11 protein-coding genes, 3 tRNA genes and 1 pseudogene are annotated in these 14,345 nt (G+C 70.9%); 10 read left to right on the forward strand and 5 right to left on the reverse strand.

The features are described 5' to 3' along the window. Positions 1–201 precede the first annotated feature (201 nt). From ACN9M0_RS11015 to ACN9M0_RS11035, 5 genes and pseudogenes are all read left to right on the forward strand, one after another. Positions 202–2,256 (forward strand): phosphocholine-specific phospholipase C, encoded by a 2,055-nt coding sequence (locus ACN9M0_RS11015; protein WP_426403526.1) that lies wholly within the window; start codon positions 202–204, stop codon positions 2,254–2,256. A 70-nt stretch (positions 2,257–2,326) separates the two neighbouring features. Then, the gene (locus ACN9M0_RS11020; RefSeq protein WP_426403527.1) at positions 2,327–2,734 is read left to right on the forward strand and encodes a hypothetical protein; all 408 of its coding nucleotides are present in this window, start codon (positions 2,327–2,329) and stop codon (positions 2,732–2,734) included. 19 nt (positions 2,735–2,753) lie between these two features. Further along, complete coding sequence (locus tag ACN9M0_RS11025; RefSeq protein WP_366035898.1) at positions 2,754–3,248, forward strand: hypothetical protein; 495 nt, start codon at positions 2,754–2,756, stop codon at positions 3,246–3,248. Positions 3,249–3,276: 28 nt separating this feature from the next. After that, complete coding sequence (locus tag ACN9M0_RS11030) at positions 3,277–3,879, forward strand: HAD family hydrolase (protein ID WP_426403528.1); 603 nt, start codon at positions 3,277–3,279, stop codon at positions 3,877–3,879. Between the two features lie 51 nt (positions 3,880–3,930). After that, positions 3,931–4,098, forward strand: a pseudogene (locus tag ACN9M0_RS11035) (hypothetical protein); the annotation flags it as partial. Between the two features lie 235 nt (positions 4,099–4,333). Here the strand turns inward: ACN9M0_RS11035 and ACN9M0_RS11040 are convergent. The 4 genes from ACN9M0_RS11040 to ACN9M0_RS11055 form a co-directional block, all read right to left on the reverse strand. After that, positions 4,334–5,308 carry a DUF2332 domain-containing protein gene (locus tag ACN9M0_RS11040; protein WP_426403529.1) on the reverse strand — a complete coding sequence of 325 codons (975 nt, stop codon included), beginning with the start codon at positions 5,306–5,308 and terminating at the stop codon, positions 4,334–4,336. A gap of 465 nt (positions 5,309–5,773) precedes the next feature. Then, positions 5,774–5,847 (reverse strand) — tRNA-Ile (locus ACN9M0_RS11045). Between the two features lie 166 nt (positions 5,848–6,013). Beyond that, a tRNA-Asn gene (locus ACN9M0_RS11050) sits at positions 6,014–6,086 on the reverse strand. 5 nt (positions 6,087–6,091) lie between these two features. Then, a tRNA-Asn gene (locus ACN9M0_RS11055) sits at positions 6,092–6,164 on the reverse strand. Positions 6,165–6,300: 136 nt separating this feature from the next. Between ACN9M0_RS11055 and ACN9M0_RS11060 the strand changes: the two genes are divergently transcribed. The 5 genes from ACN9M0_RS11060 (at position 6,301) to ACN9M0_RS11080 (ending at position 13,215) form a co-directional block, all read left to right on the forward strand. Then, the gene (locus tag ACN9M0_RS11060) at positions 6,301–6,612 is read left to right on the forward strand and encodes a YtxH domain-containing protein (RefSeq protein ID WP_366035895.1); all 312 of its coding nucleotides are present in this window, start codon (positions 6,301–6,303) and stop codon (positions 6,610–6,612) included. Between the two features lie 89 nt (positions 6,613–6,701). Next, complete coding sequence (locus tag ACN9M0_RS11065; protein ID WP_366035894.1) at positions 6,702–8,141, forward strand: FGGY family carbohydrate kinase; 1,440 nt, start codon at positions 6,702–6,704, stop codon at positions 8,139–8,141. A gap of 183 nt (positions 8,142–8,324) precedes the next feature. Continuing rightward, a complete protein-coding gene (locus tag ACN9M0_RS11070) occupies positions 8,325–10,058 on the forward strand; it encodes an ABC transporter ATP-binding protein (protein ID WP_366035893.1) in 1,734 nt (577 codons plus the stop codon). Continuing rightward, positions 10,058–11,986: an ABC transporter ATP-binding protein gene (locus ACN9M0_RS11075; protein WP_366035892.1), complete on the forward strand. Its 1,929-nt coding sequence runs from the start codon at positions 10,058–10,060 to the stop codon at positions 11,984–11,986. The genes ACN9M0_RS11070 and ACN9M0_RS11075 overlap by 1 nt, the downstream gene beginning before the upstream one ends. 32 nt (positions 11,987–12,018) lie before the next feature. After that, a complete protein-coding gene (locus ACN9M0_RS11080) occupies positions 12,019–13,215 on the forward strand; it encodes a TerD family protein (protein ID WP_366035891.1) in 1,197 nt (398 codons plus the stop codon). On the opposite strand, the gene ACN9M0_RS11085 is transcribed toward ACN9M0_RS11080, so the two are convergent. Then, positions 13,212–14,309, reverse strand: coding sequence for an RNA polymerase sigma factor (locus ACN9M0_RS11085; RefSeq protein WP_399698353.1), 1,098 nt, complete (start codon positions 14,307–14,309; stop codon positions 13,212–13,214). The two genes, ACN9M0_RS11080 and ACN9M0_RS11085, sit on opposite strands and share 4 nt — an antisense overlap. Positions 14,310–14,345 lie beyond the last annotated feature (36 nt).

The following is a 14,345-nucleotide window of genomic DNA, read 5'->3' on the forward strand; positions in this document are numbered from 1 at the left end:
CACCAGGGGCGTTCGGTTGTGAGTTTTCACGTTCGGGCACGGGGGGTTCGTCTTCCGTACGACGGGCAGTCATGGGACGGCCGCCGGGCGGTGGTTCACGGGCGCTCTCCTTGGGGCGCCCGTCGGCCGGTCCGCCCGGTCGCCGCGCCCGCACCCGCACCCCCGTCGACGTAGCACTCACACCCGGAGGACAACTCCCCCATGGCCGACCTCAATCGCCGCCGGTTCCTTCAGCTGACCGGCGGCGCCGCCGCGTTCACGATGCTCTCGGAGAGCATCGCCCGCGCCGCCGCGATACCGGCGCAGGGCTCCACCGGCACGATCCAGGACATCGAGCACATCGTCGTCCTGATGCAGGAGAATCGTTCCTTCGACCACTATTTCGGGGCGATGAAGGGCGTACGGGGCTTCGGCGACCCGCGTCCCGTGACCCTGCCCAGCGGGAAGTCGGTCTGGAACCAGTCGGACGGCAGCAAGGTCACGCTCCCGTTCCGGCCGACCAGCGACAAGCTGGGCATGGAGTACCTCCAGGGCCTCAACCACGACTGGGCGGGCGGCCACAGCGCCTTCAACAAGGGCAAGTACGACAACTGGGTGCCGGCGAAGACCAAGGCCACCATGGCGCACCTCACCCGCGAGGACATCCCGTTCCACTACGCGCTCGCCGACGCCTTCACCATCTGCGACGCGTACCACTGCTCCTTCATCGGCGCGACCGACCCCAACCGCTACTACATGTGGACGGGATACGTCGGCAACGACGGCACGGGCGGCGGCCCCGTCCTCAACAACGCCGAGGCGGGCTACGGCTGGACCACCTACCCCGAGCGCCTGGAGGCGGCCGGGGTCTCCTGGAAGATCTACCAGGACATCGGCGACGGCCTGAACGCGGCCGGCTCCTGGGGCTGGATCAGCGACGCCTTCCGCGGCAACTACGGCGACAACTCGCTCCTCTACTTCAACAACTACCGCAACGCCCAGCCGGGCAACCCGCTCTACGACAAGGCCCGCACGGGCACGAACGCGAAGGCGGGCGAGGGCTACTTCGACAAGCTCCGCGCCGACGTACAGGCGGGCAGCCTCCCCCAGATCTCCTGGATCGCCGCGCCCGAGGCCTTCTCGGAGCACGCCAACTGGCCCTCGAACTACGGCGCCTGGTACATCGCGCAGGTCCTGGACGCGCTGACCTCGAACCCGGACGTGTGGGCCCGTACCGCCCTGTTCATCACGTACGACGAGAACGACGGCTTCTTCGACCACGTGGTCCCGCCGTACGCCCCGGGCTCGGCGGCGGAGGGCCTGTCGACCACCGCCACCACCCTGGACTACTTCCCCGGCAAGACGGGCTACGTGGCCGGCCCCTACGGCCTGGGCCCGCGCGTCCCGATGCTGGTCGTCTCCCCGTGGTCCACCGGCGGCTACAGCTGCTCCGAGACCTTCGACCACACGTCGATCATCCGCTTCATGGAGCGCCGCTTCGGGGTGCAGGAGCCGCAGATCTCCCCGTGGCGCCGGGCCGTGTGCGGCGACCTGACCTCGGCGTTCGACTTCACGCGTACGAACACGCAGCCCGCCCCGCTCCCGCCGACGGCCGGCTACTACCCGCCGGACAAGAACCGCCACCCCGACTTCCTGGCGACCGCCCCGGCCACCGGCACGATGCCCCGCCAGGAGCCGGGCGCCAAGCCCACCCGCCCGCTGAAGTACGCCCCGTACGTGGACGGCGCGGCGGACGTGACGGCGGGCACCTACCGCCTGACCTTCAGCGGCGGCCCGCAGGCGGGCGCCCAGTTCTACGTCACCTCGGCGAACCGCACGGACGCCCCGTGGACGTACACGTCGGAGGCGAACAAGTCGATCGCCGACACCTGGAACACCAAGTACTCCAAGGGCCTCACCGACCTCACGGTCCACGGCCCCAACGGCTTCCTCCGCCGCTTCCGCTCCCCCGGAAAGACGGCGGTCCCCGAGGTGACGGCCCGCCACGACGCCACGACCGGCGACCTCGCGCTGACCTTCACCAACGCCGGCACCACGGCCACGGTGACCGTCACCAACGCGTACGGCGGCACCCCGACGACCCTGTCCGTCCCCAAGGGCGCCACGGTCACCCACACCGTCCCGCTCTCCGCCTCCGCCCGCTGGTACGACGTCACCGTCACGTCCTCGGCCTCCACGGACTACCTCCGCCGCCTGGCGGGCCACGTGGAGACGGGCGCGGCCGGCACGACGGACCCGGGCATCCTGACGTACTAGGCACGGGACGCCGGGGCGGATGAGTACGACAGCTCATCCGCCCCGGCGGCGCCGCGGGTTTCCTGTCACCATGCCTGCGAACGCCCCTGACACGCCCGACGCACCCGACACCGCCGCCGCCGTACCTGACACGCCCGACGCACCCGACACCACCGCCGCCGTACCTGACGCGCCGGCCACCGGATCCTGGATCGCGCCCCTCTTCTCGACCCTGCTCACTCTGCCGCTGGGCTTCTTCGGCCTGGTCTTCGCCATGCTCTCGCCCATGGCCTGCGACTCCTGCGACAGAGCCGAGGCCGACCGGTTCCAGGCCGCCTTCGAGGTGGCCTTCCCCACCCTCGTGGTGGGCCTCCTCGTCTCCCTGGCCCTGCTGATCGCCGCCTGGATCCCGCCGCGGCGCGCCGGCTTCTCCGTCGGCGCCCCGCTCGCGGTCGTCGTCACCCTGCTGGTTTTCATGGGCCTCCTCGGCGTCCGGTGACCCCGTAGGGTGTGGCGCTGTGAGCGAATGGCGGATATCCGAGGACGAGGGCGGCACGCTCGCCGCCCGCTGGTGGCAGTGGGCACGATCGGCCCCCGAGAGCCGAAGCCCGGTCGCCGACACCACCGGCGAACACGCGGCCTGGCGGCAGCCCGCCGACGTGTGGTTCCTGGCCGGCACCTACGGCGGCCGGGTGGTCCGCCGCTGCGAGATCCCCGCCGACCGCCCGCTCTTCTTCCCGGTCCTCAACGTCCACCACCCCAAGCTGCACTCGCGCACACCGCTCGCCATGGACGTGTCCTCCGCCGACGCCTACCTCAACGGCGCCCCGCTCCCCCTCGGCGAGTTCACCACCCGCCCCTTCCGCCTGGGTCTCCAGATGTACCTCTCCTGGGGCATCTGGGCGGGCCTCGCCCCGCTGCTGCCGGGCCAGTACGTCCTGGAGATCAAGGCCGCGACGACGGGCGGCTTCGGGGTGGACACGACGTACCACCTCACCGTGGTGGACGGCTGACCCACGAGGCACCCCCTAGGGTCGACGCATGCGGCCCGAGGTGGTTCTCTTCGATCTCGCAGACGTGGTCTGCCGGTTCCTTCCGCGACGGCGGCTGGACCTGCTCGCCGAGGCGTGCGGGGTGAGTGCCGAACGGGTGGAACGGACGCTGTACGAGTCCGGGCGGGTCGGACGGTGGGACCGGGGCCTCGGGTCGCCGGCCGATATCCACCGGACCCTGCGGGAGGAGCTCGGGTATCCGGGCGACCCGGCCGCCCTCCACGAGGTCTGGTGCAGCGCGTTCGAGCCCGATGAGCGGGTCCTCGCCGTGGTGGACGGCCTCCGCCCGCTACGGACGGCGCTGCTCACCAACAACGACGCCCTGGTCCTCGAAGCGCTCCCCGAGGTGCTGCCCCAGGTCGCCGCCCGCTTCGACCCCCTGCTCTTCTCCTGCCGGCTGGGCGTCACCAAGCCCGACCCGGCGGCCTACACCCGGGCCCTCGACCTCGTGGGCGTCCCGCCGGAAGCGGCGGTGTTCATCGACGACAAGCCCACGAACGTGGCGGGCGCACGGGCCGTGGGGATCACCGCGCTCCACTTCACCGGCGCCGCGGAACTGGAAGCCGAGCTCGCGGTGCTCCTGGAGCGATGATCCGTCCGTGCATTCGGCTTCTTGACGTAGCGACGGGCGTCGCCGGCGGCCTGCGCCCGCACCGCCGGCTGGAGCGCGCACATCCTCGAGCAGAAGCGCCTCGGCAAGATCATCCGCCCCTCCGCCGCCTACGTCGGCGACATCGGCGTGCAACCCGCTCAGCTCGCCGGCTGGGACCGGGCACTCAAGCGCCGGGACAACCGCATCTTCGGCGGCTGACCCACGGGCCGGAGGGTTCCGGGGGCGACAGCCTCGCTGAGGGCGAAGCCGGCATTGAGGACGACGGGTTCGGTGTCGCGGGCGGTCGCCCCCATCCGCCGCCCTGCGCAGGTGAGGGCCGCACCCACCCACCTGGTCGACCCCGGGCGGAGGCTGGCCTGCTGCGTCCGAGCGCGCCGGCCGCTTCATCTGCGACTTCAGCCGGGAAGTCGCACAGTGGCCGAGATCCGACTGCTCACGGGGCAGCCTGGGTGGGCAGCCACTCCAGGTACTGTCCATGTGGGCCGGTGCGGGCAAGCGGATACTCGTTCAGGGCGAGGGTGAACAGCAGTCGGTCGAGGCGGGGGCCGAGCGGCAGCCGGCGATCCACGGCCGGGAGGATGCCCGGAGCCTCGTTGGAGATCCAGGGGCAGCCCAGCTCCCGCATGGTAGCGGTGAAGGCCTCGCGCTCCTCGGGCGGCAGGTAGGCGAGGACCGCGCTGTGGAGGACGACCGGGGTGGCTCCCGCCGGGGCGGCGGCGACCAGGTCGCGGATGGTCTTGTTCAGGTCGCCGCGGACCAGCGTCGGGGGCTCGGCGCACGCAATCCGCATGGCATCCCGCAGCCGGGCCAGGCGCTGGTGCTGCTCGGGCCAGACCAAGCACTCCAGCCAGCGCGCGTCCTGGGGGTCGGCCACGTCGAGCGGGTTCAGGTCGACACCGGCCCGCCAGCCGACCTCCGGCAGCCGGGCGGGCAGTGGAACGGCGCCCGTCGTGCCGCACTCCAGGACGACCGCGCTGTCCGAGGGGCCGAACTCGGCACCCCCGTCGTAGCGGTAGCGGTAGCGGTCGGGATACAGGCAGAGCCCGGCCGAGGCCCCGACCTCGATGAGCGCCAGCGGCTGGGGCAGACGAGCCAGCACGGGAAGCAGGACGGAACATCGGCCGGGCTCGTTGGTCTGGGTCCGCCGCTCCGACATCGTGGCACGGACCCGAGCCCAGTGGACGAGGGTCCACTCCCGGAAGGCGGCGAGGTCGTCGACCGGCCCATCCAGAAAGCGCACCGCAGCCAGTAGCAGGTTGGGCTGCCGCCTGGCAGTGGGGAGTTGGTCGATCAACGCCAGCAGGTCCGGGTCGCCGGCGATCGCGGCGGTCAGCCGCTCGTACGTCGGGGAGTGGCCCCGTGCCTCCATCGTCGCGAACCGCCGGTACCGCTCCGCCGTGTCCACCACCGCGCCCCTCTCTACTGGCCCAGGGGCAGCCTAAAGCGTGTCTCAGAAGGTTGTGTACGGGCAAGCCAGGTCCCGGTTCCGGGCTGGTCTGGATCATGCGACGAGGGTGAGGCTGCGTATGCGGGCGATGGCCTGGACCGCGCGGTGGAAGCCATCGCCACGCTGTCGGCAGTCGCGGAGGGTCTTGTAGTGCTTCATGCGGGCGAGGGCGCGCTCGGCGCAGGCCCTGACCCCTCGGTGTTCGGAGTGGTGTGCGGCGTGTCACACGCGGGAGCCGTGGGATCGCCGTGGGATCATCGTCGTGGCTCCGCACTTACGTTCCGCCTGAAAGCCCAGGTCAAGAAGGCCAGGGCCCGGTGGGACAGACCAGAAGAGCGCGTTTCGCCTCACCGATGCGAGGTGAACGCCGCACGCGGAAACACCCCTCCAGGGGCGTTTCCGCTGGTCACGACGTTTCTGCTGGAGTGGGGCGGGTGGGACTCGAACCCACGGCCGACGGATTATGAGTCCGCTGCTCTAACCGGCTGAGCTACCGCCCCGAACGATGAGGCGCGTACATGTGTGCGCGCCGTCTGCCGCAGCATAGCCGCTCATACGATCTCCTGCTCCGGATGATCGGCTCTGCTCGACCATGTAGACCGCGCCGCGCTCCGCTTGGTTCCCGGAGACGCGAAAAAGGACCCCGAAGGGTCCTCTTCCGTCTCGCTCCCCCGACTGGACTCGAACCAGTAACCCTCCGGTTAACAGCCGAATGCTCTGCCAATTGAGCTACAGGGGATCGCGCTCCCCCGACTGGACTCGAACCAGTAACCTGCCGGTTAACAGCCGGCTGCTCTGCCAATTGAGCTACAGGGGATTGCTGCGTTGCACCGAACGTACCCAGTCCGGCTGAACCGGGAGGGCGCTCGCTCGCTGCGAGACATACATTAGCGCAAGCAGGGGGGTGCTCCGCCAATCGGTATCCCCAGGGCCTCCAGGGAAGGATCGCAGCCGTGCGGTACAAGCTGACGTTCGTCGTGGGACTCGCCCTCGGTTACGTGGTCGGCACGCGGGCCGGACGCGAGCGCTACGAACAGATGAAGAAGTCCCTCAAGGACTTCACCCAGAACCCGGCCGTGCGGAACGCCGCCGAGTCCGCCGCCCAGACCGGCCGCCATGCCGCGGGCAAGGCGGCGCACCTCGTGGGCGACAAGGTGAGCGACCGGCTGCCGTCCTCCGTGACCGACCGGGTCCACGCGCTGCGCGAGCGCGGCCGGGTCAACGGCAAGGTCGACGAAGAGGACTGGGGCACCAGCAACACCTGAGCCCCGGACCGGGACACGAGGGACACCCGAGCCCCGCACATGCGGCACCGGCAGCGCCGGGGGCCGCGCGTGCGGCAGAATCATGTGTCATGGGGATAGTCGCCGGACTCGACAGCTCTGCGGAGTTCACACGCATCGTCGTCTGTGACACGGACACGGGTGCCGTACTGCGGCAGGGGTACGCCGCACATCCCAGCGAACCCAAGGCCGTCGACGTCGATCCACAGAGCTGGCTGCTCTCGCTCGGGGAGGCCGCCACCGGCGGGCTCCTGGAGGGCGTGGAGGCCATCGGCGTCTCCGCGCAGCAGCACGGGATCGTGCCGCTCGACGCGCAGGGCGGCCTGGTGCGGCCCGCGCTGGTCCGCAACGACAAGCGGGCGCAGGTCGCCGCCGCCGACCTCGTCGAGTCCCTGGGCGGACGGCAGGCCTGGGCCGAGGCCGTCGGCAGCGTGCCCGGCGCCGGACAGCCGGTCGCCAAGCTCCGCTGGCTCGCCCGCAGCGAACCCGAGCACGCCCAGCGGATCGCGATGCTCCTCCAGCCCCACGACTGGCTCGTCTGGCAGCTCCTCGGCCGCCCCGCCCGCCGCACCACCGACCGCGGCGCCGCCTCCGGCACCGGCTACTGGTCGGCCCGCACCGGCACGTACCGCCCCGACCTCGTCGAGCTGGCCCTCGGCCACCAGGCCGTGCTGCCCGAGGTCCTCGGGCCCTCCGACGCCGCCGGCATCACCCCCGAGGGCCTCCTCGTCTCCGCCGGCACCGGCGAGACGATGGCCGCCGCGCTGGGCCTCGGGCTCGGCCCCGGCGACGCGGTGGTCTCGCTCGGCGCCTCCGGCTCCGTGATGGCCGTGCACCACGAGGCCCTCGCCGACCCGAGAGGCATGATCACCTCCTTCGCCGACGCCACCGGCATGCACCTGCCCGTCGTCTCCACCTCGAACGCGGTGCGTGCGCTGCGCGGCACCGCCGAGATGCTCGGCCTGGAGAACCTCGACGAGCTCTCCGCCCTCGCCCTGAAGTCGACCCCCGGCGCCTCCGGGCTCGTCCTGCTGCCCTACCTGGAGGGCGAGCGGACCCCGAACCTGCCGCACACCGCGGGCACGCTCAGCGGGCTGCGGCGCGAGTCGATGAAGCCCGAGCACCTCGCGCGGGCGGCGTTCGAGGGGATGCTCTGCGCGCTCACCGACGCCATGGACGTGCTGCGCGGGCGGGGCGTCGAGGTGCGGCGGGTGTTCCTGCTCGGCGCGGCGGCCGCCCTGCCGGCCGTGCAGGCCCTCGCACCGGCGCTCTTCGGCGCCCAGGTCGTCGTCCCCCAGCCGGCCGACTACGCGGCGCTCGGCGCGGCCCGGCAGGCCGCCTGGGCCCTCGGGGTCGCGCGGGGCACGCTGTCCCCGTCCGCTCCGCCGGCCTGGCAGGGCGCGGTCGCGCAGATCCTGGAGCCCGCCGAGGAGCTCTCGGTCGGGCAGGCGGTGCGGCAGCAGTACGTGGCGACGCGGGAGCAGATCCACCCGGGGGCCTTCAGCTCCTGAGACCGCGAGGCTCCTGAAGCCGAAAGCCTCCTGAGACCGCGAGGCTCCTGAGGCGGCTGCGGTGCTCCTGAGACCGCGCGGCTCCCGGGGGTCGTATGCGCGTTCGTAAAGTCTTGGCCAGGCTCCGCCCGCACCCCAAAACCGAGTCGTAACGTCCCGGGGGCGCGGGCGATAGTAGGAGCCGTGCTCATAAGACTTCTCCGAACCCACCTGCGGCCCTATCGAAAACCCATCGCGCTGCTCGTCCTGCTGCAGTTCCTGCAGACCTGCGCGAGCCTCTACCTGCCGACCCTGAACGCCGACATCATCGACAACGGTGTCGTCAACGGGGACACCGGCTACATCCTGCGCTTCGGCGCCCTGATGGTCGGCGTCTCCGTCGTCCAGGTCGTCTGCAACATCGGGGCCGTGTACTACGGCGCGCGGACCGCCTCGGCGCTCGGCCGCGACGTGCGCGGCGCGGTCTTCGACCGGGTGCAGTCCTTCTCCGCCCGGGAGCTCGGCCACTTCGGCGCGCCCTCGCTGATCACCCGTACGACCAATGACGTGCAGCAGGTCCAGATGCTGGTCCTGATGGCGTTCACCCTGATGGTCTCCGCGCCCATCATGTGTGTCGGCGGCATCGTGATGGCGCTCGGCCAGGACGTCCCCCTGTCGGGCGTGCTGCTCGCGGTGGTGCCGGTCCTCGGCGTCGCCGTCTCGCTGATCGTGCGGAAGATGCGGCCGCTCTTCCGGACCATGCAGACGCGCCTCGACACCGTGAACCGGGTGCTGCGCGAACAGATCACCGGCAACCGGGTCATCCGCGCCTTCGTGAAGGACGGGTACGAGGAGGAGCGCTTCCGCGGCGCCAACGGCGAGCTGACCGACGTGTCGATGGCGACCGGCCGGCTGATGGCGCTGATGTTCCCGACGGTCATGACCGTCGTGAACGTCTCCAGCGTGGCCGTGGTCTGGTTCGGCGCGCACCGCATCGACAGCCACGGCATGGAGATCGGCGCGCTGACCGCCTTCCTCGCCTATCTGATGCAGATCGTGATGGCCGTGATGATGGCCACCTTCATGTTCATGATGGTGCCGCGCGCCGAGGTGTGTGCCGAGCGCATCGAGGAGGTCCTCGGAACGGACACGAGCGTCGTGCCGCCGGCCGAGCCGGTGACGAAGCTGCTCCGGCGCGGGCACCTGGAGGTCAGGAGCGCGGACTTCCGGTACCCGGGCGCGGAGGAGTCGGTCCTCAAGGACGTGGCGCTGGTCGCCCTGCCCGGTGAGACCACCGCGATCATCGGTTCGACGGGCAGCGGCAAGTCGACGCTGCTCGGGCTCGTGCCCCGGCTCTTCGACGCCACCGGCGGCGAGGTCCTCGTCGACGGCGTCGACGTGCGGAAGCTCGACCCGAAGCTGATGGCGAGGACCGTGGGACTCGTCCCGCAGAAGCCGTACCTGTTCTCGGGGACGGTGGCGACGAACCTTCGGTACGGGAAGCCCGACGCGAGCGACGAGGAGCTCTGGCACGCCCTGGAGGTCGCCCAGGCCGCCGACTTCGTACGGAAGCTGGAGAACGGTCTGAACGCCCCGATCGCGCAGGGCGGCACCAACGTCTCCGGCGGGCAGCGGCAGCGGCTCGCCATCGCGCGGACGCTCGTGCAGCGGCCGGAGATCTATCTCTTCGACGACTCCTTCTCCGCGCTCGACTACGAGACGGACGCCCTGCTCCGGGCCGCGCTGGCCGAGGAGACGGCGGAGTCGACCGTGGTGATCGTCGCCCAGCGCGTGTCGACCATCCGCGACGCCGACCGGATCGTCGTCCTCGACGAGGGCCGGGTCGTGGGCACCGGACGGCACCGTGAGCTGATGGCGGAGAACGAGACGTACCGGGAGATCGTGCTCTCCCAGCTGACCGAGGCGGAGGCAGCCTGATGGCCGGTCCTGGCGGACGCATGATGGCCGGTGGCGGCCCCGACCAGCGGTCGATGGACTTCAAGGGCTCGGGCAAGCGGCTGCTCAAGCAGCTGGCGCCCGAGCGCGGCACGCTCTGGGTGATGCTGATCGCCGGCGTGCTGTCGGTGGCGGCCTCCGTGGTCGGGCCGAAGATCCTCGGCAAGGCGACGGACCTGATCTTCGCGGGGGTCGTCGGGCAGAACATGCCCGAGGGCGCCACGAAGGCGCAGGCCCTGGAGAAGCTCCGGGCCAGTGGCGACAGCGGCATGGCCGACATGCTGTCCGGGGTCGACTTCACCCCCGGGCAGGGCATCGACTTCGGTGCGGTCGGCGAGGTGCTGCTGTGGGTCCTCGCGATCTACGTCACGGCGGGCCTGCTCATGCTGGTCTCGACCCGCATGTCGATCAAGGTGATCAACCGGACGGTCTACCGGATGCGGGAGGACGTCCAGACGAAGCTGGCGCGGCTTCCCCTCTCGTACTTCGACAAGGCGAAGCGCGGCGAGGTGCTGTCCCGGGCGACCAACGACATCGACAACATCTCGCAGACGCTCCAGCAGTCGATGGGCCAGCTGATCAACTCGCTGCTCACGATCGTCGGCGTGCTCGGGATGATGTTCTGGATCTCGCCGCTGCTGGCCCTGGTGGCCCTGGTGACGGTGCCGGTCTCGGTGTTCGTCGCGGCGAAGATCGGCAAGCGCTCGCAGCCGCACTTCGTCCAGCAGTGGAAGTCCACGGGCACGCTCAACGCGCACGTGGAGGAGATGTACACCGGGCACGGTCTGGTGAAGGTCTTCGGCCGGCAGGAGGAGTCCGCGAAGGACTTCCGCGAGCAGAACGAGGCCCTGTACGAGGCCGGGTTCAAGGCGCAGTTCAACAGCGGTGTGATGCAGCCGGTGATGTTCTTCCTCTCGAACATCAACTACGTCCTGGTGGCCGTGGTCGGCGGCCTGCGGGTGGCGACCGGCAGCCTGTCCATCGGTGACGTGCAGGCCTTCATCCAGTACTCGCGCCAGTTCTCGATGCCGCTGACGCAGGTCGCGTCGATGGCGAACCTGGTGCAGTCCGGTGTCGCCTCGGCGGAGCGGATCTTCGAGCTGCTCGACGCGGAGGAGCAGGAGCCGGACGCGCCGATGAGCGAGCACCCGGTGGACCTGAAGGGCAAGGTCGCGCTGGAGGGCGTCTCCTTCCGTTACGAGGAGGACAAGCCGCTCATCGAGGACCTGTCGCTCACGGTGGACCCGGGGCAGACGGTCGCGATCGTCGGCCCGACCGGTGCCGGCAAGACGACCCTGGTGAACCTGCTGATGCGGTTCTACGAGGTGACGGGCGGCCGGATCACCCTGGACGGGGTGGACGTCTCGAAGATGTCCCGCGAGGACCTGCGGAAGGGCATCGGCATGGTCCTCCAGGACACCTGGCTCTTCGGCGGCACCATCGCGGACAACATCGCGTACGGCGCCACGCGCCCGGTGACCCGGGCCGAGGTCGAGGAGGCGGCACGCGCCGCCCACGCCGACCGGTTCATCCGGACCCTGCCCGAGGGGTACGACACGGTGATCGAGGACGACGGGGCGGGGGTCAGCGCGGGCGAGAAGCAGCTGATCACCATCGCGCGGGCGTTCCTGTCCGACCCGGTGATCCTCGTCCTGGACGAGGCGACCAGCTCGGTCGACACCCGCACCGAGGTCCTCATCCAGAAGGCGATGGCCCGACTCGCCCACGGGCGGACCTCGTTCGTGATCGCGCACCGGCTCTCCACGATCCGGGACGCGGACGTGATCCTGGTGATGGAGAACGGATCGATCGTCGAACAGGGCACGCACGAGCAGCTGTTGTCGTCGGGCGGGGCCTATGCCCGGCTGTACGCGGCGCAGTTCGCGCAGGCGGTCGCCGAGGTCGACTGACGGCATGTGACCCATGCCGCATGATGTGCGGCATGGGTCACACAACCAAGAATTCCTGGGTGCCGTCGGTCACCCTGCGTGTGGGCGCCGAGGGCGTGGACGTGGCGGCGCTGCTGCTCGGTGCGGACGGCCGGGTCCGTGGGGACGCGGACATGGTCTTCGACGGGCAGCCCGCGCATCCGTCCGGGGCGGTCCGGCACGAACCGCCGTCGCTGGTCCTCGCGTTGCCCGAGGTGGAGGCGGCGGTCGAGCGGATCGTGATCGCCGGTTCGGCGGCGGGCGGTGCGCTGACGGCGGTCGCCCCCGACGGGGCGACGGTCGCCTCGTACACGGTGACGGGCGAGGCGGACGCGACCGCCGTGGCCTTCGGAGAGTTCTTCCGGGAGTCCGGCGGCTGGAAGTTCGCGGGGATCGGGCGGGGGTACGGCTCCGGGCTCGCCGGTCTCGTCACGGCGTACGGCGTCGAGGTCGCGGACGAGGAGCCGGCCGTCGCCGGGCCCGTACCGCTGACCGGGGTGGTGAAAGTGCCGGGGCAGGCGCCGTCCGCAAATGGCGCGTCCGCCCCCCAGCCGGTCGGGACGCCCGTCGCCGCGGGGCCGTTCCCGCCGGCCGACCGGCCGTACGAACTCGTCGAGGGCTGGCAGTTCGGCCCGCTCTTCGAGCCGATCATCGTCGAGGGGCTCGGCGACGACGTGATCACCACCGACGCGCGCGTCGGGTCCGGACCCGTCCTCGTGGAGATCGCGCACGAGGACGGCGGGTATGTCGGCCTCTTTCCGCTCGACAAGCGCAACAAGGACGGGGAGTACCTGTTCAACACCACCCTGCCCGACTTCCGGGGCAGTTCGGTCACCCCGGTCCCCAAGGACCGGCCGCTGCGTCTGCGGCTCGCCGGCAAGAACCGCTGGCTCCTGCGGGTGAAGCCGGTCGCCGCGGCCCGTCGTCTGGAGGGCGTGCTCAGCGGCTACGGCCCCGAGGCCTTCGTCTACACCGGCGACGGGGCCGATCTCCGCGTGGACTTCGAGGGCCGGCCGGGCGACGGTGGCGGCTATGTCGGCATCCAGTGTTACGGGCCCCGCGGGCGCACCGGAGGCGCTCTGGGCGATTCGGACCTGCTCCTCAACACGACCGGGGCGCTGAAGCGGACGGTCCCGGTCCCCCAGGGGCCGCGGCTGCTGCTCCTGAGCGCGGACGGCCCGTGGACCCTCACCGTCAAGGAGCTGTACTAGTCGAGGTAGCCGCGCAGCTGGTCGGCGTAGGCGTGGTCCCGCAGCTTGTTGAGGGTCTTGGACTCGATCTGGCGGATGCGTTCGCGCGTCACGCCGAAGATGCGTCCTATCTCCTCCAGGGTGCGGGGCCTGCCGTCGTCGAGGCCGTAGCGGAGCTGGACGACCTTTCGTTCGCGTTCGCCGAGGGTGGAGAGGACGTCCTCCAGGTGGCGGCGGAGCAGCAGGAAGGCGGCGGACTCGACGGGTGAGGCGGCGTCGCCGTCCTCGATGAGGTCGCCGAGGGCGACGTCCTCCTCCTCGCCGACGGGGGCGTGCAGGGAGACGGGTTCCTGGGCGAGGCGGAGGACCTCGCCGACCCGCTCGGGGGCCAGGTCCAGCTGGGCGGCGACCTCTTCCGCGGTGGGTTCGTAGCCGCGCTCCTGGAGCATGCGGCGCTGGACGCGGATGACCCGGTTGATGAGTTCGACGACGTGCACGGGGACGCGGATGGTCCGGGCCTGGTCGGCGAGGGCCCGGGACATGGCCTGGCGGATCCACCAGGTGGCGTACGTGGAGAACTTGTAGCCCCGCGCGTAGTCGAACTTCTCGACGGCCCTGATGAGGCCGAGGTTCCCCTCCTGGACGAGGTCGAGCATGGTGAGGCCGCGGCCCACGTACCGTTTGGCGACGGAGACGACGAGGCGGAGGTTGGCCTCGATGAGCTTGCGCTTGGCGATCCGGCCGAGGACGACGAGCCGGTCCAGGTCGTACGCCAACTGGTTGTCCAGGTCGGGGGTGTTGGTGAGTTTCTCCTCGGCGAACAGCCCGGCCTCGACCCGGCGGGCGAGTTCGACCTCCTCCTCGGCGCTGAGCAGCGGGATGCGGCCGATCTCGCGCAGGTACTGGCGGAAGAGGTCGGAGGAGGGGCTGTTGCCGCCGGGGTCGCCGGTGCGGCGGCGCTGTGGCGGGACCTCCGGAACCTCGGGGAGTTCGGTCTGCTCGTCCGGTTCGCCGGGGGACGGCTCCTGCGACACGGTCCGGGTCTCGGTCTGCACGGCGGGCGACCTCCAGGAGGGGCGGAACGACTCCGTCACCCAGTGTGGGGTACGACACATCGCCGCCACGAGGGGCGTGCGGTGACTTTTTGAGAC

This window comes from Streptomyces sp. R-07, from assembly GCF_049913175.1.
GTDB lineage: Bacteria > Actinomycetota > Actinomycetes > Streptomycetales > Streptomycetaceae > Streptomyces.